The organism is Nonomuraea sp. NPDC051298 (genome assembly GCF_055586305.1).
This window is the reverse complement of record NZ_JBVJIM010000001.1, coordinates 823,999-846,963: the sequence shown is the minus strand read 5'-3', so window position 1 is coordinate 846,963 and position 22,965 is coordinate 823,999. Positions and strand designations below refer to the sequence as shown.

The following is a 22,965-nucleotide window of genomic DNA, read 5'->3' as shown; positions in this document are numbered from 1 at the left end:
GCATGGATGGCCTGATCGACGTCGTCAGCGGGCGTCGGCCGGTCAGTGGCGTCATCGAGCAGGCGCTGCGGGCCGTGCCCCGGCATCGGTTCGTGCCCCCCGCCGGGGTCGCTCTCACCGGGAGCGGCCCCCGCCTCATCGACCAGGACGCCGATCCGGACACCTGGTGGGCCACCGTGTACGGACCGGACGCCATCGTGACGCAGCTCGACCAGGGCGCGACCGACATCCACGAGGTGGACGGGCGCTACACCTCCTCCAACTCCGCCCCGGGAACCGTCGTCGACCTGCTCACCCTGCTCGGCCCGGAGCCGGGCGACCGGGTGCTGGAGATCGGCACGGGGACGGGCTGGACCGCGGCGCTGCTGTCCCACCTGGTCGGTGACGCGGCCCGGGTGACGTCGATCGAGGTTGATCGGGCAGTTGCCGAGCAGGCGGGGAAGGCGCTGGCCTCGTCCGGCGTGCACCCGCGCCTGATCGTCGGCGACGGGGCGGGCGGATGGGCCGAGGAGGCGCCGTACGACCGGGTGCACGCCACCTGCGCCGTCCACACGGTGCCGTACGCGTGGGTCGAGCAGACCCGGCCGGGAGGCGTGATCGTGGCGCCGTTCTCGCCGGGCTTCGACGTCGACCTGTCCGTGCGGCTCGTGGTCCTGCCGGACGGGGTCGCCGTCGGCCGGTTCCCTGGCCGCACGTCGTACATGATGATGCGCTCGCAGGACGGGTCGCCTGTCTCCGAGGACGACGGCAGCGGCCGGTGGTCCGCGACCCCGGTGGATCCGCGCACGATCGCGCACGCGCCGGCGGGGGCGGGGCTGGCCATGTCGGCTCTCACCGGCCTGCACGTCCGCGAGAGCGACGAGGGTGACCGCTTCGTGCTGTACGTCGTCGACCCCGCCGACCCGGCCCACTGGGCGGCGGCGGTGCACGACCCGGAGGGTGACCACATCGCGTACCAGCTCGGCGATCGTCTCCTATGGGATGAGATCACCGACGCCTACGCCCAGTGGGTGTCGTGGGGTGAGCCGGGCCGGGAACGGTTCGGCATGACCGTCGCGCGGGACGGCGGGCGGATCTGGCTGGACACTCCGGAGCGTGCGCTGGGCCCTGCCAGGACCTGATCCTAGGAGGGAAGGGTGAACCCCTCGGGCGGCGTGCCCTCGGCGAAGAGCATGCGCACCCGGGTTGCGTCCTTCCGCATCTCGCGGGCCCGCCGGTATTCGGGGGAGTCGTACCACTCCCTGGCCCGGTCGAGGTCGGGGAACTCGATGATGAGCAGTCGGGAGAAGTCCCAGGCGCCCTCGACCGGGTTGGACGTGGGGCCCGCCACGAGGTAACGCCCGCCGTGGCTGAGGATGGACTGCTGGGCCGGGGCGGCGTAGGCCAGAGCGGTCTCGTGGTCGAGCACGTCGACCCCGACGATGACGTAAGCGGGCACGACTGTCTCCTTCGGACACGGCGTGTACTTTTGACACGCCGAAACCTAATGTACTGCTGTAACCTAGGTCAACGTGAGCGAGGACGAGGGCGAACGCGTCGTGGCGACGGCCGGCCGCAGGGCGCGCCTGCGGGCGGAGGCGACCCGTGAGATCAAGGCCATCGCGCTGCGGCAGATGGCAGAAGGCGGGCCGGGGGCGATCTCCCTGCGCGGCATCGCCCGCGAGATGGGGATGACCGCCCGCGCGATCTACAGCTACTTCCCCACCCGGGACGACCTGGTCACGACGCTGATCAGCGAGATCGGCGCCTCGATCGCCGAGGCGGTGGAGAGCGCCTGCGCCGCCGTGCCCGGCACCGACCCCGGCGGCCGGCTGATCGCCTGGGGGCAGGCCCTGCGGGAGTGGGCGCTGGCTCACCCGGAGAGCTTCCGGCTCTTCTACGGCCACCCCGTCCCCGGCTACCAGCCCCCCGAGGACGGCCCGGTCGACCAGGCGGCCCGCCGGGTGTGCCACGGCCTGACCCGTCTGGTGGCCGCCCTGTGGTCACCGGCCCGCCACCCGCAGCCCGAGGACTCCTCCTGGTCCGACCTGCACCCCGACTACGCCGCCAAGATCCAGGCAGAGCTTCCCGACGTGCCGCCCGCCGCGGCGGCCATGGCGCTGCGTGTCTGGGGCCGGATTCACGGCCTGGTGGCACTGGAGATCGACGGCCACATCGGCCCCGTCGCGGGCAACCCGGCCGCGCTGCACCGCGCCGAGCTGCTCGACCTGGTCAGATCGCTGGAGCTGACCCACTCCGGCCGCTGATCGGGCCTGGGCCGGGCCTCACCGCCGGTGCCCGTCGAGGGAGGCGCGCAAGCGTCCGAGTTCGGCGGCCTTCTCCGCCAGCGCGGCACCGCCCGCCGCCAGCTCCTCCCGGGTCAGCTCCGCGGCCTTGGCGCTGGCCCTGGGCACGATGTTGGTGATGCCCAGCCCGTACGAGGGCAGCAGGTGTTGCTCGGCCGGCGCCAGCAGGCGGGGCGTGAACCCGGACAGGTGCAGGGCCGGCCAGAACCGGTTGCCGGGCCGGGCGAAGTGGTGGCCGGTCGCCTCGGACATGAGGCCGGGGTTGATGCCGCAGAACAGCACGTCGAGCGAGGGGCCGAGGACGTCGTCGAGCACGTGCCGGAGACTAGCCCATGTCTTCGAGTTTGCGCCCCTTGGTCTCCCTGACCCGCGTGGCCACGAAGAGGAACGACAGAAGCGCGAAAATGGTGTAAACGGCGTACGTGATCGGCAGGTTCCACTCCGCCATGGCCGGGAAGGACACGGTGACCGCCCAGTTGGCCAGCCACTGGGCACCCGCCGAGACGCCCAGGGCGGCGGCGCGGATCCGGTTGGGGAACATCTCGCCGAGCAGCACCCAGACCACCACCCCCCACGACAGCGCGAAGAACAGCACGAACGCGTTGGCTGCGACGAGCGCGATCGCGCCCTGCGGGTCGGGCAGGGAGACCTCGCCGCCCTCACCCCTGGCGAAGCTGAACGCCCACGCCGCCGTGGCCAGCGAGATCGCCATCCCGGCCGAGCCGACCAGGAGCAGCGGCCGGCGCCCGATCCGGTCCACCAGCGAGATCGCGACGAACGTGCCGACGATGTTGATGATCGAGCTGGAGAAGCTGATCAGCAGGGAGTCGCTCTGGTTGATGCCGACCGACTGCCACAACACGGACGAGTAGTAGAAGATCACGTTGATGCCCACGAGCTGCTGGAAGACCGAGAGCAGGATGCCGGTCCACACGATCGGCAGCAGCCCCAGCATCGGCCCGCGCAGGTCCTTCAGCCCCGGTACGCGCTCGGTGCGCAGCACGCGCTGGATCTCCGCGATGCGCTCGTCGAGATCGACGTCGTCGGCCTCGATCTCGGCCAGCACCTCGCGGGCCCGCCGGGTCCGCCCCGACATGATCAGGTAGCGCGGCGACTCGGGGATGCTCAGGGCGAAGAACAGGAACACCCCCGCCGGTACGACGCACGCGCCCAGCATCCACTGCCACGCCTGCAACCCCCACAGGAGGTTGTTGACGTCCCCGCCGGCCAGCCGCGCGAACACGTAGTTGACGAGCTGCGAGACCGCGATCCCGAGCACGATCGCGAGCTGCTGGAACGACCCCAGCCGCCCCCGGTAGGCGGGCGGGGACACCTCGGCGATGTACGCGGGCCCGAGCACCGACGCCATCCCGATCGCGAAGCCCGCGACCACCCGCCACAGCCCCAGGTCCCAGACCGCGAACGGCACCATCTGCCCGATCGAGCTGACCGCGAACAGCAGCGCCGCCACCTGCATCGACCGCGTACGCCCCCACCGGTCGGCCAGCCCGCCCCCCGCCCACGCGCCCACGGCGGAGCCCAGCAGCGCGATCGCCACCAAGAACCCGGTCTCGAAGGAACCCACCTGGAAGTACCGCTGGATCCCGACCACGGCGCCGTTGATGACCGAGCTGTCGTACCCGAACAGGAACCCGCCGACCGCGGCGGCCGCCGTGATGAACACCACGTGACCCAGCGGCTCATGCCGGGTGTGTTGAGTGGCCATTCAGGTCCTTCCCCCGATGATCGGGAACTACCCAAAGATCACCCACGTATGCCCAGGCAGGAGGCCCGCAGAGCCGGTCAGAGCCGGTCAGAGCCGGTCAGAGGCGGGGGTCGACCGGCTCCGACTCCAGCGCCAGCACGGCGAAGACCGGCTCGTGCACCCGCCACGCCGCCTCGCCGTCCGCCAGCCGCGACAAAGCCTCCAGCCCGAGAACGTATTCCCGCAGCGCCAGCGAGCGCTTCTTGCCGAGGAAGCGCCGGCGCAGCACGTCGAGCGACTCGGTGTAGTCGGGGCCGTAGATGATGCGCAGGTATTCGCGCCCGCGCACCTTGACCCCCGGCTGCACCCGACCCGGCGTGTACGCGGCGGGCTTGACCACCATGCCCTCGCCCCCGTCGGCCGTCATCGACTCCCACCAGGCCGTCGCCTCGGCCCTGGACCCGGGGGAGTCGAGCGTGACGAAGCGGTGCCGGGTCGGCGTGATCAGCGGCGAGTCGAGCCGGGCCAGCATCTCCAGGTGCCAGGCGTGCGGCTCCAGCGCCGTGGCCCGCCCCTCGCAGGCCAGGACCTGGAACGGCGCCACCCGGATGCCGTCGAGCCCGTGGACCGGCCAGCAGTAACGCGCGTACGCGTCGCGGAAGAGGACGGCGTTGCCGGCGCGGCGGCGGGTGCGGTCGAGCAGGGCGGCCACGTCCAGCCCGCGCCCGGCCGCCGCCTCCAGGGCCGAGACCGCCTCGGGCAGCGCGGCGCGGGCGGCCGCCCCGACGGAGGCGTACTGCGACCTGATCAGCTCGCCGGCCTTCGCCGACCAGGGCAGCAGCTCGCAGTCGAGCACCACCCAGTCGGAGCCCAGCTCGGCCCAGAGCGGCTCGCACGCCTCGCGCAGCCGGTCGACCAGCGCCGTGGTGTCGGCGAAGAACGGCCGCCCGGTGCGCGTGTAGAGCGCGCCCGCGCTGCCGTCGGCCACCCCGAACCTGGCCGCGGCCACCTCCGGGGTCCGGCACAGCACGGCCACGGCCCGCGAGCCCATGTGCTTCTCCTCGCACACGACCTCGCGCACCCCGGCCGCGGCGAACTCCTCGAACGCCTCGTGCGGGTGCTCCAGGTGGCCGTCGAGCGTGGAGGTCTCCGGCGGGGCCATGGTCGGCGGCAGGTACACCAGCCAGCGCGGGTCGACCGCGAACCGGCTCATGACCTCCAGCGCGGCGGCGGCGTTCTGGTCGACGACCTTGACCCGGCTGCCGAACCTGGTCTCGACGTACCGGGTGCCGATCACGTCGGTGATGTCGAGCATGCCCGGATCGCGGCCGGCTCCGGCGGACAGCGGCTTGGCCGGTTCGTACCAGACCTTCTCCGCCGGGACCTGGACGATCTGCCGCTCCGGGTAGCGCAGCGCGGTCAGGTGACCGCCGAACACGGCACCGGTGTCGAGGCAGATCGTGTTGTTGACCCACTCGGGCCGCACGGTCGGGGTGTGGCCGTAGACGACCATGGCCCGGCCACGGTATTCGTCGGCCCACGGGTAGCGGACCGGCAGGCCGTACTCGTCGGTCTCGCCCGTCGTGTCGCCGTACAGGGCGAACGCGCGTACCCGGCCGGAGGAACGGCCGTGGTAAGCCTCCTTGAGTCCCGCGTGCGCGACGACCAGCCTGCCGCCGTCGAGGCGGTAGTGGCTGAGCAGGCCGGTCATGAACGCCTTGGCCCGCTCCACGAACTCGGGCGGCTGCGCGGCGAGCTGGTCGAGCGACTCCCGCAGGCCGTGCGCCACCTTGACCTTGCGGCCTTCGAGCGCGCGGACCAGCTTTTGCTCGTGGTTGCCGGCCACGCAGATCGCGGTGCCCGCCTCGACCATGTCCATGACCAGGCGCAGCACGCCGGGCGTGTCGGGGCCGCGGTCGACCAGGTCGCCGACGAACACCGCGGTGCGGCCCTCCGGGTGGCGCAGCCCGCGCCAGCCCAGCTCGCCCAGCAGCGTCTCCAGCTCGGAGCGGCAGCCGTGCACGTCGCCGATGATGTCGAACGGGCCGGTCAGCTCGGTCTTGTCGGACCACGCCCGCTCGTAGGCGATCTCGGCGGCGTCGATCTCCTCCAGGCCGCGCAGCACGTGTACCCGCCTGAACCCGTCGCCCGAGATCTTGCCCAGCGAGCGGCGCAGGTCCTTGCGCTGCCGGATCACCACGCCGGGCCCGAAGTCGCGGTCGGGCCGGCCGGAGTTGCGCTCGATCGCCACCTCCTCCGGCACGTCGAGAACGATCGCGTCGGCCAGCACGTCGTGCCGCCTCGCCAGGTCGAGGAGGCCGCGACGGGCGGCGTACTGGACGTTGGTGGCGTCGACGACGGTGAACAGGCCCCTGGACAGGCGCACGCCGACGATGTGGTGCAGCAGGTCGAAGGCGGCCGGGGTGGCGGACTGGTCGTTCTCGTCGTCGGAGACCAGGCCGCGGCAGAAGTCGGAGGAGATGACCTGCGTGGGCTTGAAGTGCTTGCGGGCGAACGTGGACTTGCCGCTGCCGGACACGCCGACGAGCACCACGAGCGACAGCTCAGGAACGCTGATCACGGGTGAAGACTCCCATCTGCGTGGGCGGGCCGACCTCGGGGTCGTCGTCGCCGATCGGCTCGAAGGCGACCTGGTAGCCGTACCGGCCGGCCACGCGGGTGGCCCAGGCGGTGAACTCGGCGCGGGTCCACTCGAAGCGGTGGTCGGGGTGGCGCAGGCCGGTCAGGAACTCGTAGCGGACGTTGTGCTCGATGTTGGGGGTGGTGACGAGCACGTGGCGGGGCTGGGCGCGGCCGAACACGACGTGTTCGAGCGCGGCCAGGCGGGGTGGGTCGACGTGCTCGACCACCTCCATGAGGATGGCGGCGTCGTAGCCGGACAGCCTTCTGTCGGCGTACGTCAGCGCGCCCTGGAACAAGGTGAGCCTGGCCCGTTTGGCGTCGGGCATCCGGTCGAGGCCCAGCTTGCGGGCGGCGATGGTGAGGGCCATCGGCGAGACGTCCATGCCGCCGACCCTGGTGAAGCCGGGCCTGGCCAGCAGCGCGCCGACCAGCTCGCCCCGGCCGCAGCCGAGGTCGATGACGCTGGCCGCGCCCAGGTCCGCCAGCTTCGCCAGCACCGCCTCCCGCCGCCTGACACTGAGCGACCCCGCCCTCGCCTCCGCCCCCGAGCCGCGCCCGGCCTCCGGGCTCCGCCCTGCCTCCGCGCCGTGCCCAGCCTCCGCGCCGTGCCCAGCCTCCGCGCCGTGCTCTGCCTGTGCGCCGTGCGCTGCCGCCGAGCCGGGCTCGGGCTGCTGGCCGGGCTCGGCGTCGGGGGTGTCGCCCTGGGCCTCGGCCTCCGCGGCGGCGGCCTCGTCGGCCGCGGTCACCTCGGCGGGCGCCTCCTCCTCGACCGCGGGCTCCAGCTCCTCCTCGGTCTCGTCGCCCAGCTCCGCCAGCCTGGCCAGCGCGGTGCGGGCCAGCGCCCAGCGCCGTCCCAGGTAGCGCCGGGTGATCAGGCCGCGTTCCGGATGGCCGCCGAGCCAGCCCGCGCCCGCCCTGATCAGCTTGTCGACCTCGTCGGGGGCTATCCAGTAGTGCTTGCCGTCGTCGAGCACCGGCAGCAGGACGTACAGGTGGTTGAGCGCCTCGGACAGGCGGGTGGTGCCCCGCAGGGTGAGCCCGACATATCGCGACTCGCCCCACTCGGGGATGCCCTCGTCCAGCGGCAACGGGCGCGCGTCCACCTCCCAGCCGAGCGGCTCGAACAGCCGCCGCGCCAGCTCGGGCCCGCCCCGGCAGGGCAGCGCGGGCAGGCGCAGCTCCAGCGGCAGCGGCGTGCCGGGCAGCTCGGGCCTGGCCGTGCAGCGGCCCGCCCGCGCCGTGCGGAACACGTCGGCCAGCGCCACGGCCAGCAGGGACGAGGCCGCGTAGGGGCGGTCGTTGACGTACTGCGACAGGCTGAAGTCGGGCGAGCCCTTGCCACGTGACCTGACCAGGGCGATCGGGTCGACCTCGAGCATGAGCGCCACCGTGCAGCGCTCGTCGCCGGCCTCCGGATAGAACACCGTGGCCGTGCCGAACGACTGGCCGAACTCCTGCACTCTGCCGGGATGCTTGTGCAGGAGAAAGCCCAGGTCGGTGGCGGGTCTCGCGGTGTTCGTGATCGTCAGCAGCACGCCCCAAGTCTGCCGCAGGCGGGTGAGGCACCGCCAACCGATTACCGGACGTACGCCGACATGGACGGGCAGCCGATGGGCAGCCGATGGACGGGCGGCTACACGTGCGGGAGCACCTCGGCGGCGATCAGCTCCAGGTGCTCCAGGTCGTGGAGGTCGATGATCTGCAGGTAGAACCGCTCGGCCCCCAGCTCGGCGTACTTCCCGATCTTCTCCAGCACCTCGGCCGGAGTGCCCGCCAGCCCGCTCTCGCGCAGCGTGTCGGCGTTCTCCCCGATGGCCGCCGCGCGCCGCTCGACCTCCGCCCGGTCCGCACCGACCACCGTGGTCTGCGCCACCGACATCTGTACGGACCGCCCGGTCACCTCGCAGGCCGCCCGCACCCGCGCGAACGCCTCCCCGGTGTCGGCCGGGCTGTGGAACGGCACGTTGTACTCGTCGGCGTACGTCGCCGCCAGCCGCGGCGTGCGCTTGGCCCCGAAGCCGCCGATGATCAACGGCGGCCGCGGCCGCTGGACCGGCTTGGGCAGCGCGGGGGAGTCGGCCAACTGGTAGTAGCGGCCTTCGAAGGAGTAGCCCTTCTCCGCGGTCCACAAACCCGTGACGATCTCGAGCTGCTCCTCGAACCGGCCGAACCGCTCGCCCGTGGGCGGGAACGGGATGCCGTACGCCGAGTGCTCACTGTCGTACCAGCCGGTGCCGAACCCCAGCTCAACCCGTCCGCCGCTCATCTGGTCAACCTGCGCCACACTGATCGCCAGCGGGCCGGGCAGCCGGAACGTGGCCGGCGACACCAATGTCCCCAGCCGGATCCTGGACGTCTCCCTGGCCAGGCCGGCAAGGGTGATCCACGCGTCGGTCGAGCCCGGTCCGGGGTCGCCGGGGGTGATGCGCTGGTAGTGGTCGGACCGGAAGAACGCGTCGAAGCCCAGTCGTTCGGTGGCCTGGGCCACGGAGAGCAGGTCGTCATAGGTGGCGCCCTGCTGGGGCTCGGTGAAGATCCGCAGCTTCATGACCACATTATCCGCACACAACGGACGCGAACCGGAAAAGGCCCGCGCCACACCACGCGCGCTTGCTAGCGTTCACCCCGCTAGTGCCGTACGTAGTCGATCGACCACATGGGGTGGCCCATGCCTCGGCACAGGAGGGAGCCCGGCATGCTCCCACGCCCTCTCGCCGTTCTCTCGGCGCTCGCCCTCGCCGCAGGGACCGCCGTCGCGATCCGCCTGCTGCCCGCGGGGGCCGCGCCGCCCCCTGCCCGTCCGCCGGTCGCCCGGCCCTCCGCGCCGCCGTCGCCGACGTCGCAGGCTCCGCCGCCGGCCGCGTTCGTGGGGTTCGTGGACACCGCCCGCGAGCCCGGCCTCGACCTGGCCGCCGAGTCCCGCCGCACCGGCATCCGCCGCTACGCCCTCGGCCACCTCGTCGCGGACGGCGACGGCTGCGCGCCCAAGTGGGCGGGCCTCAAGGGCAGGGACGCGGCCGTGCTGGACAACGACACGGCCGAGCCGGACAACGACACGGCCGCGCGGGACGGGGACGCGGCGGAGCCGGACGGTGACACGGCGGACGTGCGATCCGCCCGCCCGCTGGCCGAGCGGATCGAGCGGCTCAGGGCGGCGGGCGGTGACGTGGTCCCCGTGCTCGGCGGTTCCGGCGGCAGGGAACTGGCCGCCACCTGCACCCGGTCCGGCGCTCTGACCGACGCCTACCGTCGGGTGGCCGACGCGTTCGACGCCACCGCCGTCGACTTCGAGGTCCGCGACGGCGGCGAGCGCGCCACCGTGCTGCGCAGGGCGCGGGCCATCGGCGCCCTGCAGCACGAGCGCGACCTGCGGGTCAGCGTCACGCTGCCGCTGCGGCGCGACGGCCTGGCCCCCGGCGACGTCACGATGTTGCGCCTCACCCGCGAGGCCGGCGCGGAGATCGCCACCGTCAACCTGCTGGCCCCCGTCGAACCCCGCGGCACCGAGGGCGGACGGCTGGGACAGGTGGCGATCGCCGTACAGGCGGCCGTCGAGCAGCTCGCGCGGGCCCATGACCTGAAGGACCCCGGGCAGGCGTGGCGGCACGTCGCGCTGACCCCGGTGCTGGCGGGAGAGCGCGACCTGAGCGAGCTGGACGCCCGCAAGCTGACCGCGTACGCCGACCGCCACGGACTGGCCTGGCTGTCACTGCGCGGAGTCATGCCGAAGCCGGACGTGTCATACATTCTTTGGCGTACTCCGGCCTGAAGATAGGATTCCGCTGACGGGGGAGCGTCGAGTCGGCGGGGAGGGCGTGATGGCGGCGCGTTCCGATTCCGCGAGAAATCTGCTGATCTACTGGATGGACGCCACCATCTGCCTCGTGCTCCTCGTGTCGGTGATCTTCACGATCGGTGAGGCGCTGGCGGGCAGGACCTCGATCGTCAGGGCGGCGGGCGTCATCGTCCTGTTGATCGCCTTCTACGGGCTTGTCCCGTTGCTGCTGCGCGCGGGCTTCGACCGCGGTTCAGGTCTGGACTGGCGGCTGGCGCTCGCGGGGGTGCTCGCGGCGGCGTTGCTCGTGCTCGGGCCCACCGGCGCGGAGGCACGGAGCATGTGGATGGACTGCACGGCGCTGTGGCTGTCGATGGCCGCCCTCCACCTCAGGCCGCGGACGACGCTCGCGGTGGGCGCGGGCACGGTCGTCCTGGCGAGCGCCTACATGGTGTACCTGACCGGCAACTCCTGGCCGGGTGTGCTGCTCGGCCAGACGGTCATGAGCGCGATCGTGGTCGGGGCCATGCTGCTGTGGCGCTGGCTCTGGTGGGTGATCAGGGACGCGCACAAGAGCAGGGAGGCCAGGGCCCGGCTCGCGGTGGCGGAGGAGCGGCTGCGCTTCGCGCGCGACCTGCACGACCTGCTCGGGCACAGCCTGTCGGTCATCACGCTGAAGAGCGAGCTGGCCGCGAAGCTGGCGACCAAGGACGCGGGCCGGGCGGCGGCCGAGATGTCCGCCGTACGCGAGCTGGCCGGGGAGTCGCTGGCCGAGGTGCAGCAGGCGGTGCACGGCTACCAGGCGCTCGACCTGGACGAGGAGCTGGCGGGGGTGCGCGCGGCGCTGACGGCGGCGGGCGCGCACTGCGTGGTCGAGGCCAGCACCGGCGACCTGTCGCCGGCCGCCAGGACGTTGCTGGCCTGGGCGGTGCGCGAGGGCGGCACGAACATCCTCAAGCACAGCGCGGCCACGCGCTGCGCGATCACGATCGACGCGGGGGTGCTGGAGATGGTCAACGACGGGGTGGACGGCACGGCGGCGGCGCCCGGCAACGGCCTGCGCGGCCTGTCGGAGCGGCTGGTCGCGGCGGGTGGCTCGTTCTCCGCCGGGTTCACGGGGGGCGGGGAGTTCCGGCTGCGGGCGGTGGTGCCGGGGTGAGGGCGTTCGAGCGGATCAGGAACGCGCCGAGGCTGACGAAGGTCCAGTGGGTGATCGTCTACTGCACCGACATGCTGCAGGTGTTCTCCCTTTTCGGCTACTACGACTTCTACCTGCGCCTGCAGGCGGGCGTGGCGTGGCCGATCATCGCGGCCGGGGCCGTCCTGCTGCTGGCCTTCAACGTGCTGAGCTTCCGGCCGTTCCGGGTCGCGGTGCGCGGGGGCCGAGGGCCGACGGCGGTCCTGACGGCGACCGGGGTGATCGCGCTGGCGCTGGCCGCGATCGGACAGATTTTTGCGGTTTGCACCTGGCTGGCGCTGCTGACCCCGTTCGTCCGCAAACGTACGATCATCGCCGTGTCGGCCGCCACGATCGTGGCCTTCAACCTGTACATCACGGTGCTGGGCGGCTATCTGATCTGGCTGATGGTCCTGGTCCAGACCACGTTCACGGCGGTCAGCGTCGGCGCGGTGTGGGCCAACCTGAAGCTGTGGCACCTGACCGTGGAGGCCCACGACGGGCAGGAGGCGGTGGCCAGGCTGGCCGTCTCGGAAGAGCGGCTGCGCTTCGCCCGCGACCTCAACGACCTGCTGGGGCAGAGCCTCACCGACGTGGCGGCCAAGACGGCGCGGGCCGAGCGGACGCTGGAGCGCGACCGGGCGGCCGCGGCGGCCGAGATGTTCGAGGTGCGCGACCTGGCCAGGCGGTCGCTGCGCGAGGTGCGCACCGTCGTGCAGAACTATCGGGCCGTCGACCTCGACGAGGTGCTGGCCAGCGTGCGCGCGGTCCTGGAGGCCGCCGACGTACGCTGCGTCGTGCACGCCGACACCGGCATGCTGGCTCCCGAGACCCGCACGCTGCTGGCCATCGTCGTACGCGAGGGCGCGACGAACGTCCTCAAGCACAGCAAGGCCGAACGCTGCACGATCACGATCGAGGATGGGGTGCTGGAGATGTCCAACGACGGGGTGAGCGGCCCGGTGGGCGAGCACGCGCCCAACGGCCTGGCCGGGCTGGCCCAGCGGGTGCGGGCGGCGGGCGGCACCCTGGAGGCCCAACCGGCCCAGGGCGGTCGCTACCTGCTGCGGGCGGCGGTGCCGGCATGACCACCCGCGTGCTGCTGGCCGACGACGAGCACCTGATCCGCGGCGCCATCGCGGCCCTGCTCGACCTTGAGGAGGGCATCGAGGTAGTCGCCCAGGTCGGCCGGGGCGACGAGGTCGTGGCGGCGGTCGCCGCGCACCGGCCCGACGTGGCCGTGCTCGACATCGAGATGCCCGGCATGGACGGGCTCAGCGCGGCCGAGCAGATCAGCTCCCAGTGCAAGATCGTCATCCTGACGAGCCTGGGCCGTCCCGGCTACCTGCGCCGGGCCATGGCGGCGGGCGTCAGCGGCTTCCTCGGCAAGGACGCCTCGGCCGAGGAACTGGCGATGGCCATCCGCAAGGTCCAGTCGGGCGGGCGCTACCTCGACGCCGAGCTGGCCGCCGCCGCGATGGCCGCGGGTGACAGCCCGCTGACCGAGCGCGAGCGCGACGCCCTGCGCCTGGCGGGCGACGGCGCCACGATCTCCAGGATCGCCGCCGAGCTGCACCTGACCGAGGGCACCGTACGCAACTACCTGTCCAGCGCCATGACCAAGCTGAGCGCCCAGAACCGCCTGGAGGCCATCCGCACGGCCCAGCGCATGGGCTGGCTGTGACGGCCGGGTCAGACCCTGAACTCCTCGGTGCGGTGCCCGTAGGCGGGCACGGCGGCCCGCATCTCGTCGGTGACCATGGGCGGGGGCAGCGGCACGATCTCCCGCGCGTGGAAGTCGCGCACGTCCTCGCCCTCCTCGAACAACCCCTGGACGGCTCGCAGGCACGGGGCGACGACCGCGGGATCGGTGATCCGCCGACCGCCCCGGCCCCCGCCGTACTCGTCGTAGAGCACCTCGTACATCAGGGAGGGAGAGAAGATCACCAGCTCGGGCACGGGGTCCAGGGCCGCCACGCGGGCCCTCGGCACCACCCGGCACGGGGAGCCCGCCGCCGCGCGCAGCGCGAGCACGTGCATCTCCCACTGCAGGTACGCGGTGACCGGCAAGTCGACCACCCGCACCCGTCTGACCGGCTGGCGGCGCAGGAAATAGTCGGCCAGCGGCCCGGCCACGCGCTCGATCAGGGCCAGGGAACGCTCCCAGTCGCCGTCCATCATGGCCCGCCAGCTCGCCACGTCGGGCTCGTAGAAGTCCTGCGCGCGTTCGAGCTTCCACATCGGCTCGACGCAGGCCGCGTGGTCACGGTCGAAACCGGCCTGGTACTCCGGCACGTCCAGGACGAGGCCGCCGGCGTCGGCGACGGCGGCGAACGGATTCGTGAGACGGACCGGAGTGCCCTGCTCGGTCATGCGGCTTTCCCCTTCGCTCTGAAGACCCGCCCCAGATCATCAGTGGCTCCCCTGACCCGGTCAAGGCCCAAAACGAGCGGGCCGGGCCGTCAGCCGCGGTAGTGGAAACGCCGGTGCGCGAGGCTGAACAGCATGGCCCCCAGCCACACCACGAACAGCACCTTGAAGATCCCGAATCCGCCGATGATCAGCCCGAGCATCATGAGCCCGAACAACATCGGCAGGAACGGGTGCGGCCCCCGGTGCCGGTGCCGCATCTGCCCGCGCCGGGCGGCCCACGCGGCGCGGTGCATCTCCCGCTGCGCGTGCCGCATGGTCTGTATCTGATGCTGCTGTGCGTGCATGTGGGCGTGAATGTGAGCGTGCACGGTCGCCCGCCAGTCGCCCGTCTCGTAGGGGGAGACGGGCTCCTGGTAGGCGGGCTGCTGCCCCGGGAGGTCGGCCGTCACCTGCGCGAGGTCGCGGACCGTCTTGGCGGCCAGTGTCTGGTCGAGTCGCTCGTCGAGCTCCTCGTGGGTCAGGCGGCCCTGCGCGAAGTGTTCGCGCAGGTCGGCCATCGTCTGCTCGCGCTCGGCGTCGCCGATGCGGAGTTCGTTGCGGAGTTCGTTGCGGTCCACGCCTGGATTCCTCGCTCTCCCCGAACGTCGGGTGTCACTCCTCGCCCGGGTCGCCGTCGGCCAGGATCTGGTAGAGCTTGCGCCGGGTCTCAACCAGAGTCTTACGCGCTTCGCGGATTTGTGCGTCGTTTCCGGTCTGAAGAACCTGCATCATGGCGAATGCCGACTGTCTGGCGATATGCCAGAGATCGGCGGTGTTGTCGTCGATGTCTGGGCGCATCTCGTCCCACGGGGCGCGGACCTCGTCGGCGTGCGCCTCGATGTAGGCGCGGCCCTCGTCGGTGAGGCGGAAGGTCTTGCGGCCCTCGTTCTCCTCCGAGATCACCAGGCCCTCGTCGCTGAGCTGCTGCAATGCCGGGTAGACGGCGCCGGGGCTGGGCTTCCAGCCGCCCTCGCTGCGCTCGGCGATCTCCTGGATGATCTGGTAGCCGTTGCGCGGCTCCTCTGCGAGCAGGGCCAGGATCGCGGCGCGTACGTCGCCCCGCTTGGCCTTGCGGCTCCGGCCGCCCCAGCCTCGGTGGCCGCCCCACGGCCCGCCCGGACCGCCCCAGGGGCCGCCGCGCCCGAAGTCGAACGGGAACGGGCCGGGCCCGCCCCTCCCGCCGCCGCGACGGCGGTGCTCTTCTGGGCCGCCCTTGCGACCGCCCCGGTGGTGGCCGCCGATCTGCTCGAAGGCGTCGGTCATCGCGTGGAGCGCCTCGCGGGCCGCCCGCTTGTAGTCGTGTGCGCCGGGCCAGGGCCCGCTCGCCGCCATGTTGTGAGTCATCGTGCCCCCTATATCGTGATCTATTCTCGATGCGTCAACGATATATCGATAGTATGTCGTCAGCAAGCCTCGTGGAGGAGTGAGCCAGATCACGAAAAAGTTGCGGAATCTGGGAACAGGATCGGGGAGGGCGTCGTTATTCACGTCGGACGAGGTCGTTCCGCGTCGGCAGGGCTGGGGGGTGCTGTCGCCGCGGAGGCGGCCTCGTCTGCGTTTGCGGGCACTTCCCCCGACGGCTCCGGCACGCCTCGGCGCGTAAAGAACTTCTTTGCCGTACAGTCCCGATCATGATGGGGCACACGCACGCGATGACCGGGGCCATCGCCTGGCTGGGGCTGGCGCCTCCCCTTGCCGCCCTGCCGCTGCTGAACGAGTCCTCCCGCTACGTCGACACCGGGATCATGGCCAATGCGCTCACCCCCGCGGAGCTGATCGCCGGCGCGATCCTCTGCGCGGGCGCCGCCATGCTGCCCGACCTCGACCACCCCAGCGCGACGATCGCGCAGACGTTCGGGCCGATCACGTGGGCGCTCAGCAAGGCCGTCTGCTGGCTCGCCGGCGGGCACCGCGGCGCGACGCACTCGCTGCTGTTCGCCGTGGCGCTCGGGTTGGGCGCGCACTGGCTGGCCGACACCTATCCGATCGGGCGCGACGTCATGGTGGTGCTGCTCATCGGGCTCGCGCTGCGCGCCATCGGCGTCGGCATCCCGGGCAACAAGCTCGGCTCCGCGCTGATCAACGTGGGTCTCACCGCCGGGCTCTACGCCGTCTTCCTCTCCCTCGGCGTGGGCTATGCCTGGCTGGGGCTCGCGGTGGCGATCGGCTGCTTCATCCATGTCGTCGGCGACTGCATGACCGAGCGGGGCTGCCCGGTGTTGTGGCCGCTGGGGGCCAAGTTCGTGCTGCCGTGGAAGATCGGCATCAAGACGGGCAGGAAGTTCGAGCAGAAGATCCTGGCCCCGGCGCTGTCGGTGGCGATCGTCGGGCTGCTGTTCTGGCGGCTGGCGCCGGTTTAACTTGATGTCGAGATATCCTAGAGATATCTTGACGTCGAGACATCCGCCGCGGCCTGCGAGTTAGGGTTGCCTTACGTGCTCCCCAGTCGCGCGATGCGGCAGGATTCTGTCTGAACACCTGTCTATGGAGGAGGCGAATCACCGTGTCCGCGAACAGCTTCGGCAGCCGTGACACGCTACGCGTCGGCGACGCGTCATATGAGATCTTCCGGCTGGATGCCGTCGAGGGCGCCGCACGTCTCCCGTACAGCCTGAAGATCCTGCTGGAAAACCTCCTCCGCACCGAGGACGGCGCGAACATCACCGCCGACCACATCCGGGCGCTGGGCGGCTGGGACCCGGCCGCGACGCCGAGCGTGGAGATCCAGTTCACCCCCGCCCGCGTCATCATGCAGGACTTCACCGGCGTGCCCTGCGTCGTCGACCTGGCCACGATGCGCGAGGCCGTACGCGACCTCGGCGGCGACGCCTCCCGCATCAACCCGCTCGCGCCCGCCGAGATGGTCATCGACCACTCGGTCATCGTCGACTACTTCGGCCACCCCGACGCCTTCCAGCGCAACGTCGAGCGCGAGTACGAGCGCAACCGCGAGCGCTACCAGTTCCTGCGCTGGGGCCAGACGGCCTTCGACGAGTTCAAGGTCGTGCCCCCCGGCACCGGCATCGTCCACCAGGTCAACATCGAGCACCTGGCCCGCGTGGTGATGACGCGCGACGGGAAGGCGTACCCCGACACCTGCGTCGGCACCGACTCCCACACCACGATGGAGAACGGCATCGGCGTGCTGGGCTGGGGCGTCGGCGGCATCGAGGCCGAGGCGGCGATGCTCGGCCAGCCGATCTCCATGCTCATCCCGCGCGTGGTCGGCTTCAAGCTCAACGGCAAGCTGCCCGCCGGCGCCACCGCCACCGACCTGGTGCTGACCATCACCGAGATCCTGCGCAAGCACGGCGTGGTCGGCAAGTTCGTGGAGTTCTACGGCGAGGGCGTCGCGTCCGTGCCGCTGGCCGACCGGGCCACGATCGGCAACATGAGCCCCGAGTTCGGCTCCACCTGCGCGATCTTCCCCATCGACGGCCAGACCATCGGCTACCTGCGCCTGACCGGCCGCTCCGAGGAGCAGATCGCCCTCGTCGAGGCGTACGCCAAGGCCCAGGGCCTGTGGCTCGACCCGGCCGCGCCCGAGCCGGTGTTCTCCGAATACATCGAGCTCGACCTGGCCACCGTCGTCCCGTCGATCGCCGGTCCCAAGCGCCCGCAGGACCGCATCGCCCTGTCGGCCGCCAAGACCACCTGGCGCCACGACGTACAGAACTACGTGACCGACAGCGTCGACGAGGCCGTCGAGGAGACCTTCCCCGCCTCCGACGCGCCCGCCTCCAACGCCCGCGCCAACGGCGCCCGGCCGCGCAGGCCGGTGCCCGTCACGCTGGCCGACGGCACCTCGTTCGAGATCGACCACGGCATCGTCTCCATCGCCGCGATCACCTCGTGCACCAACACCTCCAACCCGTACGTCATGCTCGGCGCGGCCCTGCTGGCCCGCAACGCCGTCGAGAAGGGCCTGACCCGCAAGCCGTGGGTCAAGACCTCGCTGGCCCCCGGCTCGCAGGTGGTCACCGGCTACTTCGAGCGCTCCGGCCTCCAGCCCTACCTCGACAAGATCGGCTTCAACCTCGTCGGCTACGGCTGCACCACCTGCATCGGCAACTCCGGCCCGCTGCTGCCGGAGATCTCCGACGCCATCCAGGCCAACGACCTGGCCGTCACCGCCGTGCTGTCCGGCAACCGCAACTTCGAGGGCCGCATCAACCCCGACGTCAAGATGAACTACCTGGCCTCGCCGCCGCTCGTGGTCGCCTACGCGCTGGCCGGGACCATGGACCTCGACCTCGACACCGAGCCGCTCGGCGTGGGCGCCGACGGCGAGCCGGTCCACCTGCGCGACATCTGGCCGTCGCCCGAGGAGATCTCGGCGGTGGTCAACTCCTCGATCGGCCGCGACATGTTCGAGCGCGACTACGCCGACGTGTTCAAGGGCGACGACCACTGGCGCTCGCTGCCGATCCCGACCGGCGACACGTTCGAGTGGGACCCGTCCTCGACCTACGTGCGCAAGGCCCCCTACTTCGACGGCATGCCGTCCAAGCCCGAGCCGGTGACCGACATCGCCGGGGCCCGCGTGCTGGTCAAGGTCGGCGACTCGGTCACCACCGACCACATCTCGCCGGCCGGCTCCATCAAGACCGGCACCCCGGCCGCGCAATACCTGCAGGCCAACGGCGTCGAGGTGAAAGACTTCAACTCCTACGGCTCCCGGCGCGGCAACCACGAGGTGATGATCCGGGGCACGTTCGCCAACATCCGCCTGCGCAACCAGATCGCGCCGGGCACCGAGGGCGGCTACACCCGCGACTTCACCCAGCCCGACGGGCCGGTGTCGTTCATCTACGACGCCTCGGTCAACTACGCCGCCGCCGGCACGCCCCTCGTGGTGCTGGCCGGCAAGGAATACGGCTCGGGCTCCTCGCGCGACTGGGCGGCCAAGGGCACGGCGCTGCTGGGCGTGCGCGCGGTCATCGCCGAGTCGTACGAGCGCATCCACCGCTCCAACCTGATCGGCATGGGCGTGCTGCCGCTGCAGTTCCCCGAGGGCGCCACGGCGGAGTCGCTGGGGCTGACGGGCGAGGAGACGTTCGACATCACGGGCGTCGAAGAACTCAACCACGGCGGCATCCCGCGCACGGTGCGGGTGAAGGCCACGGCGGCGTCCTCGGCCGGGGACGGGGTCGAGTTCGACGCGGTGGTCCGCATCGACACGCCGGGCGAGGCCGACTACTACCGGCACGGGGGCATCATGCAGTACGTGCTCCGCTCCCTGCTCGCCAAGTGAGCCCCGCAAGCTGAGGCCCGAGGCTCGCCGAGCCCCGAGGCTCGCATGGTGAGGCCCGAGGCTCGCCGAGCCAGGGGCTCGTCCAGCGAGTCAGAGCTTCCCGCGCTCCCGCCCGGTCAAGAGCCGAGACGGGGGCCGGGGAACCCTTGGCCGTAGGGCCGGGGGTTGGGCGCGATCCTCACGCGCCCGAATCGGGGGAACCACCCGACACCCATGAGAGCCGCCCCGCGGGACACCCCCCGCGGGGCGGCTCTTGTCATGCGGTGACGGCGGGTTCCCCGGGTCACCTTTGCGCTGGGGGCGACCAGGGTCTTCAGCCGGTGGGCCGATCCAGATATTTCACGACCGTCTGAAGGTCCCTCTGGTTCTGCGGGATCCCACCCGAACTGATCGGCCCCTCCGGCGTGCTGCCACCCCGGGGCACCGACTGGGCGGGAGAGATGGGTGGCTGCCAGGAGCGTGGCCAGGGTGAGGTCGAGGGGCGAGAGTGGCACGCTGGGCAGCCTGGAGGCACCCGATTGTGGCAGGATGAGGAGAGCCACCCGGCGAACTCCTATTTCGCCGGGCGGCGCTCAGATCATCCGCCTCAGCACGGTGACCGCTTCTGCCACCACCTCCTCTGGCACGCTGCCGACGAAGAAGTCGAACCGGTCGGGGGAGATGGCCCTGACCTGCTCCACCATCGCCCAGCTCGTCTTGGCCAGGCCGGTGCTGTCGCGCCCGAGGCGGATGTGGGTGACGTATCCGCGATCGCGCGTGGTCAGCGGCACGGCCAGGACGAGATCAAGGCGTGACTGGTTGAGATTGTCGTTGCTGACGATCAGAGCCGGGCGGTCGAAACCCTGCTCACGACCGGTCGGTCGGCCGAACCGGGTGAACCAGATGTCACCTTGCGCTAGCTTCACTGTCTCTCCTCGGGAAATACGATCAGGCCCTCCCATTCGGGCGCGACCTGGCGGGCGCGGGGGCGAGGGCCCAGCACGAGCTCGCGCTCGGCGAGATAGTCGGCCCAAGCTTGTGGGTCTTCGCGCTGGGTCCGCTCGATCTGTTCGTTGACGGTCTCCCAGAACTGTTTCTGCTCGTAGTTGGTGATGGCGTCGTTGAGCACCTCGGTCATGTTTCGGCCCTCCTGTCGAGCGATGCGGGCTAGGCGGTCTCGGGTGGTGACGCTGACGCGTATCGTCGTCGCCGCTTTAGACTTCATGTTCATACTCCAGAGGCTACGTCCGCGTCGTCGACGACTCTACCGTGCGGCGGTCACTCTCGCAGACATTGCGGCAACAGAGAGTAAAGATGGTTGACTCTCGTGCATGACTAATGCGGCGTTGGTGGTTCTTATAGGTGGTTTGGCGGTTTTGGTGGGGTCGATCGTCCAGGGGGCCGTGGGTTTCGGGCTCGGCCTGGTCGCGGCCCCCATGCTCACCCTGCTGGCGCCCGACCTCATGCCCGGCGCCGTCCAGGTCGTCAACCTGACCCTTCCGTTGTTCACGCTGGCCGTCGAATGGCGGAAGGTGGACTGGCGCGGGGTGGGGTTCGCGATCCTCGGCAGGTTGCCCGGGAGCGCCTTAGGTGCAGTCATTATTGTCTACGTTTCCGTATACACCCGAGGCATCCTGGTGGCGGTCATGGTGCTGGTGGCCGTGGCGCTGACCGCCAGGGCGCTGAGCGTGCCGCGCAACAGCTACACGATCACCTCGGCAGGCTTCGTGTCAGGCGTCACCGGCACCGCCACCGGCATCGGCGGCCCGCCCATCGCGCTCGTCTACCAGGACGCCAAGGGCCCGCAGATCAGGGCCACGCTGGCGATGTTCTTCTTCCTGAGCGCCGCGCAGTCGCTGGCCATCCTCGCGTTCGTCGACGAACTGCCCGCCCAGGCGCTGGTGACCGGCGGTGTGCTGATCGTGCCCATGGTGCTGGGGTTCCTGGTCTCGGGGCCGCTGCGGCGTCATCTCGACGGGGGCAGGGTGCGGGTGGCGGTCCTGGTCGTGGCGGCGGCCTCGGCCGTGGGACTGATCGCACAGAACGTCGTCACGCAGCTCTGGGGGTCCTGACCCGGGACCCGGCCCCTTCCGCTCCACCCCGAGGAGGCGGACCCCGGCGTCTCACCGAACTGCTGACCAGGGTGGTCGCCGACGAAGAGCAGCCCGCCATCGCCAGCGCCGAGCACCTCATCGCCCAGGCTCACTACCGACTGCGTCGCCTCGGCGACCACCGGCTCCAGGAGTACGGCCTGCGTACCCGCCACTTCGCTGTGCTCCCCGCGCTGGAACTGCTGGCCCCGTGCCCGCAGCAGCACCTCGCCCGCCACCTCCACCTCCACCTCCACCTCACCGAGCCGACCGTCGCGTCCCTGGTGGACGAACTCGTCCAGGCCGGACTCGTCGAACGCGGGCAGGACCCGCACGACCGCCGCCGCTACGCCCTCGAACTCACGGACCTCGGCCGCGCCCGCCTCCCCGCCGTACGCGACGCCGTGGCGGGCATCGAGCGCGACGTCGAGGCCGCCCTCGGCTCGGACGACACCCGCGACCTGCACGACCTGCTCACCAAGCTCCTCCCGCGATCGTGACAGCGCAGCGACAGCGACCGCGGGCTTGTGACTGCGGGCTTGTGACTGCGGGCTCGTGACCGTGACCGTGACCGCCGCAGGCTCGTGACCGTGACTGCGACTGTGGCCGTGCCTGTGCCTGTGCCCGTCCTCTGATGGCGCGCACGTGCCGGGTTCAGGAAGCGTCGGCGAAGGTGCTCCGGAGAAGGTTCCCGGCGTCGGTCAGGCGACGACGGCGAGGAGAGCCGTCATGGCGGCGGTGAGTTCGGGGTCGCCGCTCGTCCGGGAGCGGTCGCGGGCCTGCTCGACGGTGATGCCCCGGGTGGCGAGCCGCCAGAAGGTGTCCTGGTCCATCGTGACGCGGGCCTCCGGCTCTGACCCCGGCGCCGCCATGCGCCACCGGCCCTCCTGCCGAGCCGCGCTCCACCGTCCGCCCGCGGCCCCGAGTACCTCCAACTCGGCCACCGTCCCCTCAGGCCGGTCGTGGCCCTGCAGGCTCTGCGGGAGAGCGCGCGCGAAAAGGTCCAGCACCGGGGCCAGGAGCGCGGGCTCGGTGGCCCCCGGCCGGGCGACGGCGTCGCGGACCTGCTGCTGGTGCACCCAGAACTCGGTGTATTCGCGCCCGATGTCCAGCCAGGCGGGGCTGGCGACGTCGGTGGCGGCCCACGACACGTTCAGGTTGGCGGGCGCGTCCAGCTCACGGGAGGCCCAGAGAGCGTCGAGCCGATGCCCCAGGTGCTCCAGCAGTTCGATCAGCAACTCGGGGCTGATCTGGCGGGTCGCCTGGACGAACTCGCCGTTGACCCGTGCCAGGTAGCCGGGCAGCGTCTCGCCCTCGGCGAAGCGCGCCCCCGCATGCCCGTCGCGGCTTCCCGAGATGCGGCGAAGGTAGTCGTTGAGTACATGGCCGACGACGTCGTGGACGTCCCATCCCGGGCAGACCGTCGGCTTGGCCCAGTCTTGCGGGCTCAGGTCGCGCAGCAGCGCGAGCAGGGCCCGCCGCTCGTCGGGGAACAGCGGGCGCACGTCGATCGGCGTACCAAAGATCGTCATGTGGCTCAATGCTAGCGCGGACGGCGAATGACCTCGGAGGGTGCTGAAACGCCCTCACCGCGCCGCAGGCATGTCAGGTGCGCTGCGCTGCCTCGGTACTTCCGGCCTGAGCG

At 71.4% G+C, this 22,965-nt stretch carries 21 protein-coding genes and 1 pseudogene; 10 read left to right on the top strand and 12 right to left on the bottom strand.

Annotated elements, in window-relative coordinates:
* Positions 1–2: 2 nt before the first annotated feature.
* Positions 3–1,121, top strand: a complete 1,119-nt coding sequence (locus ACZ6S0_RS04135; protein WP_465913106.1) for a methyltransferase domain-containing protein — start codon at positions 3–5, stop codon at positions 1,119–1,121.
* Between the two features lie 2 nt (positions 1,122–1,123).
* On the opposite strand, the gene ACZ6S0_RS04130 is transcribed toward ACZ6S0_RS04135, so the two are convergent.
* A complete protein-coding gene (locus tag ACZ6S0_RS04130) occupies positions 1,124–1,438 on the bottom strand; it encodes a DUF1330 domain-containing protein (RefSeq protein ID WP_465913105.1) in 315 nt (104 codons plus the stop codon).
* Between the two features lie 73 nt (positions 1,439–1,511).
* Between ACZ6S0_RS04130 and ACZ6S0_RS04125 the strand changes: the two genes are divergently transcribed.
* Complete coding sequence (locus tag ACZ6S0_RS04125; protein WP_465913104.1) at positions 1,512–2,246, top strand: TetR/AcrR family transcriptional regulator; 735 nt, start codon at positions 1,512–1,514, stop codon at positions 2,244–2,246.
* A gap of 63 nt (positions 2,247–2,309) precedes the next feature.
* On the opposite strand, the pseudogene ACZ6S0_RS04120 reads toward ACZ6S0_RS04125, so the two are convergent.
* The 5 genes and pseudogenes from ACZ6S0_RS04120 to ACZ6S0_RS04100 all read right to left on the bottom strand — a co-directional run.
* Positions 2,310–2,600: pseudogene (locus tag ACZ6S0_RS04120) on the bottom strand (mismatch-specific DNA-glycosylase); the annotation flags it as partial.
* A 10-nt stretch (positions 2,601–2,610) separates the two neighbouring features.
* Positions 2,611–4,011 carry a sugar porter family MFS transporter gene (locus tag ACZ6S0_RS04115; RefSeq protein WP_465913103.1) on the bottom strand — a complete coding sequence of 467 codons (1,401 nt, stop codon included), beginning with the start codon at positions 4,009–4,011 and terminating at the stop codon, positions 2,611–2,613.
* A 97-nt stretch (positions 4,012–4,108) separates the two neighbouring features.
* Positions 4,109–6,571 (bottom strand): polynucleotide kinase-phosphatase, encoded by a 2,463-nt coding sequence (locus tag ACZ6S0_RS04110; RefSeq protein ID WP_465913102.1) that lies wholly within the window; start codon positions 6,569–6,571, stop codon positions 4,109–4,111.
* The gene (locus ACZ6S0_RS04105; RefSeq protein ID WP_465913101.1) at positions 6,555–8,168 is read right to left on the bottom strand and encodes a 3' terminal RNA ribose 2'-O-methyltransferase Hen1; all 1,614 of its coding nucleotides are present in this window, start codon (positions 8,166–8,168) and stop codon (positions 6,555–6,557) included. The genes ACZ6S0_RS04110 and ACZ6S0_RS04105 overlap by 17 nt, the downstream gene beginning before the upstream one ends.
* A 98-nt stretch (positions 8,169–8,266) precedes the next feature.
* Complete coding sequence (locus ACZ6S0_RS04100; protein WP_465913100.1) at positions 8,267–9,181, bottom strand: LLM class F420-dependent oxidoreductase; 915 nt, start codon at positions 9,179–9,181, stop codon at positions 8,267–8,269.
* A gap of 147 nt (positions 9,182–9,328) precedes the next feature.
* Here ACZ6S0_RS04100 and ACZ6S0_RS04095 point away from each other — a divergent pair, with 147 nt between their 5' ends.
* The 4 genes from ACZ6S0_RS04095 to ACZ6S0_RS04080 are packed head-to-tail and all read left to right on the top strand — an operon-like array spanning position 9,329 to position 13,269.
* Positions 9,329–10,402 (top strand): glycoside hydrolase family 18 protein, encoded by a 1,074-nt coding sequence (locus tag ACZ6S0_RS04095; protein WP_465913099.1) that lies wholly within the window; start codon positions 9,329–9,331, stop codon positions 10,400–10,402.
* A 49-nt stretch (positions 10,403–10,451) separates the two neighbouring features.
* On the top strand, positions 10,452–11,567 hold the full coding sequence (locus ACZ6S0_RS04090; protein ID WP_465913098.1) for a sensor histidine kinase: 1,116 nt from the start codon (positions 10,452–10,454) through the stop codon (positions 11,565–11,567).
* Positions 11,564–12,673: a sensor histidine kinase gene (locus ACZ6S0_RS04085; protein WP_465913097.1), complete on the top strand. Its 1,110-nt coding sequence runs from the start codon at positions 11,564–11,566 to the stop codon at positions 12,671–12,673. Before ACZ6S0_RS04090 ends, ACZ6S0_RS04085 begins: the two co-directional genes overlap by 4 nt.
* Positions 12,670–13,269, top strand: a complete 600-nt coding sequence (locus ACZ6S0_RS04080; RefSeq protein ID WP_344886091.1) for a response regulator transcription factor — start codon at positions 12,670–12,672, stop codon at positions 13,267–13,269. The genes ACZ6S0_RS04085 and ACZ6S0_RS04080 overlap by 4 nt, the downstream gene beginning before the upstream one ends.
* An 8-nt stretch (positions 13,270–13,277) precedes the next feature.
* Here ACZ6S0_RS04080 and ACZ6S0_RS04075 read toward each other — a convergent pair whose 3' ends face one another.
* The 3 genes from ACZ6S0_RS04075 to ACZ6S0_RS04065 form a co-directional block, all read right to left on the bottom strand.
* Positions 13,278–13,958 (bottom strand): DUF6879 family protein, encoded by a 681-nt coding sequence (locus tag ACZ6S0_RS04075; RefSeq protein ID WP_465913096.1) that lies wholly within the window; start codon positions 13,956–13,958, stop codon positions 13,278–13,280.
* Between the two features lie 89 nt (positions 13,959–14,047).
* Positions 14,048–14,575, bottom strand: a complete 528-nt coding sequence (locus ACZ6S0_RS04070; RefSeq protein ID WP_465913095.1) for a DUF1707 SHOCT-like domain-containing protein — start codon at positions 14,573–14,575, stop codon at positions 14,048–14,050.
* A 34-nt stretch (positions 14,576–14,609) separates the two neighbouring features.
* The gene (locus ACZ6S0_RS04065) at positions 14,610–15,341 is read right to left on the bottom strand and encodes a PadR family transcriptional regulator (protein ID WP_465913094.1); all 732 of its coding nucleotides are present in this window, start codon (positions 15,339–15,341) and stop codon (positions 14,610–14,612) included.
* 287 nt (positions 15,342–15,628) lie between these two features.
* Here ACZ6S0_RS04065 and ACZ6S0_RS04060 point away from each other — a divergent pair, with 287 nt between their 5' ends.
* Positions 15,629–16,357, top strand: coding sequence for a metal-dependent hydrolase (locus tag ACZ6S0_RS04060; protein ID WP_465913093.1), 729 nt, complete (start codon positions 15,629–15,631; stop codon positions 16,355–16,357).
* A 143-nt stretch (positions 16,358–16,500) separates the two neighbouring features.
* On the top strand, positions 16,501–19,251 hold the full coding sequence (gene acnA, locus ACZ6S0_RS04055; protein WP_465913092.1) for an aconitate hydratase AcnA: 2,751 nt from the start codon (positions 16,501–16,503) through the stop codon (positions 19,249–19,251).
* A 572-nt stretch (positions 19,252–19,823) separates the two neighbouring features.
* On the opposite strand, the gene ACZ6S0_RS04050 is transcribed toward acnA, so the two are convergent.
* The gene (locus ACZ6S0_RS04050) at positions 19,824–20,156 is read right to left on the bottom strand and encodes a type II toxin-antitoxin system PemK/MazF family toxin (protein ID WP_465913091.1); all 333 of its coding nucleotides are present in this window, start codon (positions 20,154–20,156) and stop codon (positions 19,824–19,826) included.
* Entirely contained in the window at positions 20,153–20,368 is a 216-nt protein-coding gene (locus tag ACZ6S0_RS04045) for a hypothetical protein (RefSeq protein ID WP_344886070.1), read from the bottom strand. The genes ACZ6S0_RS04050 and ACZ6S0_RS04045 overlap by 4 nt, the downstream gene beginning before the upstream one ends.
* A gap of 229 nt (positions 20,369–20,597) precedes the next feature.
* Between ACZ6S0_RS04045 and ACZ6S0_RS04040 the strand changes: the two genes are divergently transcribed.
* Complete coding sequence (locus ACZ6S0_RS04040; RefSeq protein ID WP_465913090.1) at positions 20,598–21,302, top strand: sulfite exporter TauE/SafE family protein; 705 nt, start codon at positions 20,598–20,600, stop codon at positions 21,300–21,302.
* Between the two features lie 71 nt (positions 21,303–21,373).
* A complete protein-coding gene (locus ACZ6S0_RS04035; RefSeq protein WP_465913089.1) occupies positions 21,374–21,820 on the top strand; it encodes a MarR family winged helix-turn-helix transcriptional regulator in 447 nt (148 codons plus the stop codon).
* A gap of 201 nt (positions 21,821–22,021) precedes the next feature.
* Here the strand turns inward: ACZ6S0_RS04035 and ACZ6S0_RS04030 are convergent, their stop codons facing one another.
* Positions 22,022–22,852: a maleylpyruvate isomerase family mycothiol-dependent enzyme gene (locus ACZ6S0_RS04030; protein ID WP_465913088.1), complete on the bottom strand. Its 831-nt coding sequence runs from the start codon at positions 22,850–22,852 to the stop codon at positions 22,022–22,024.
* Between the last annotated feature and the right edge of the window lie 113 nt (positions 22,853–22,965).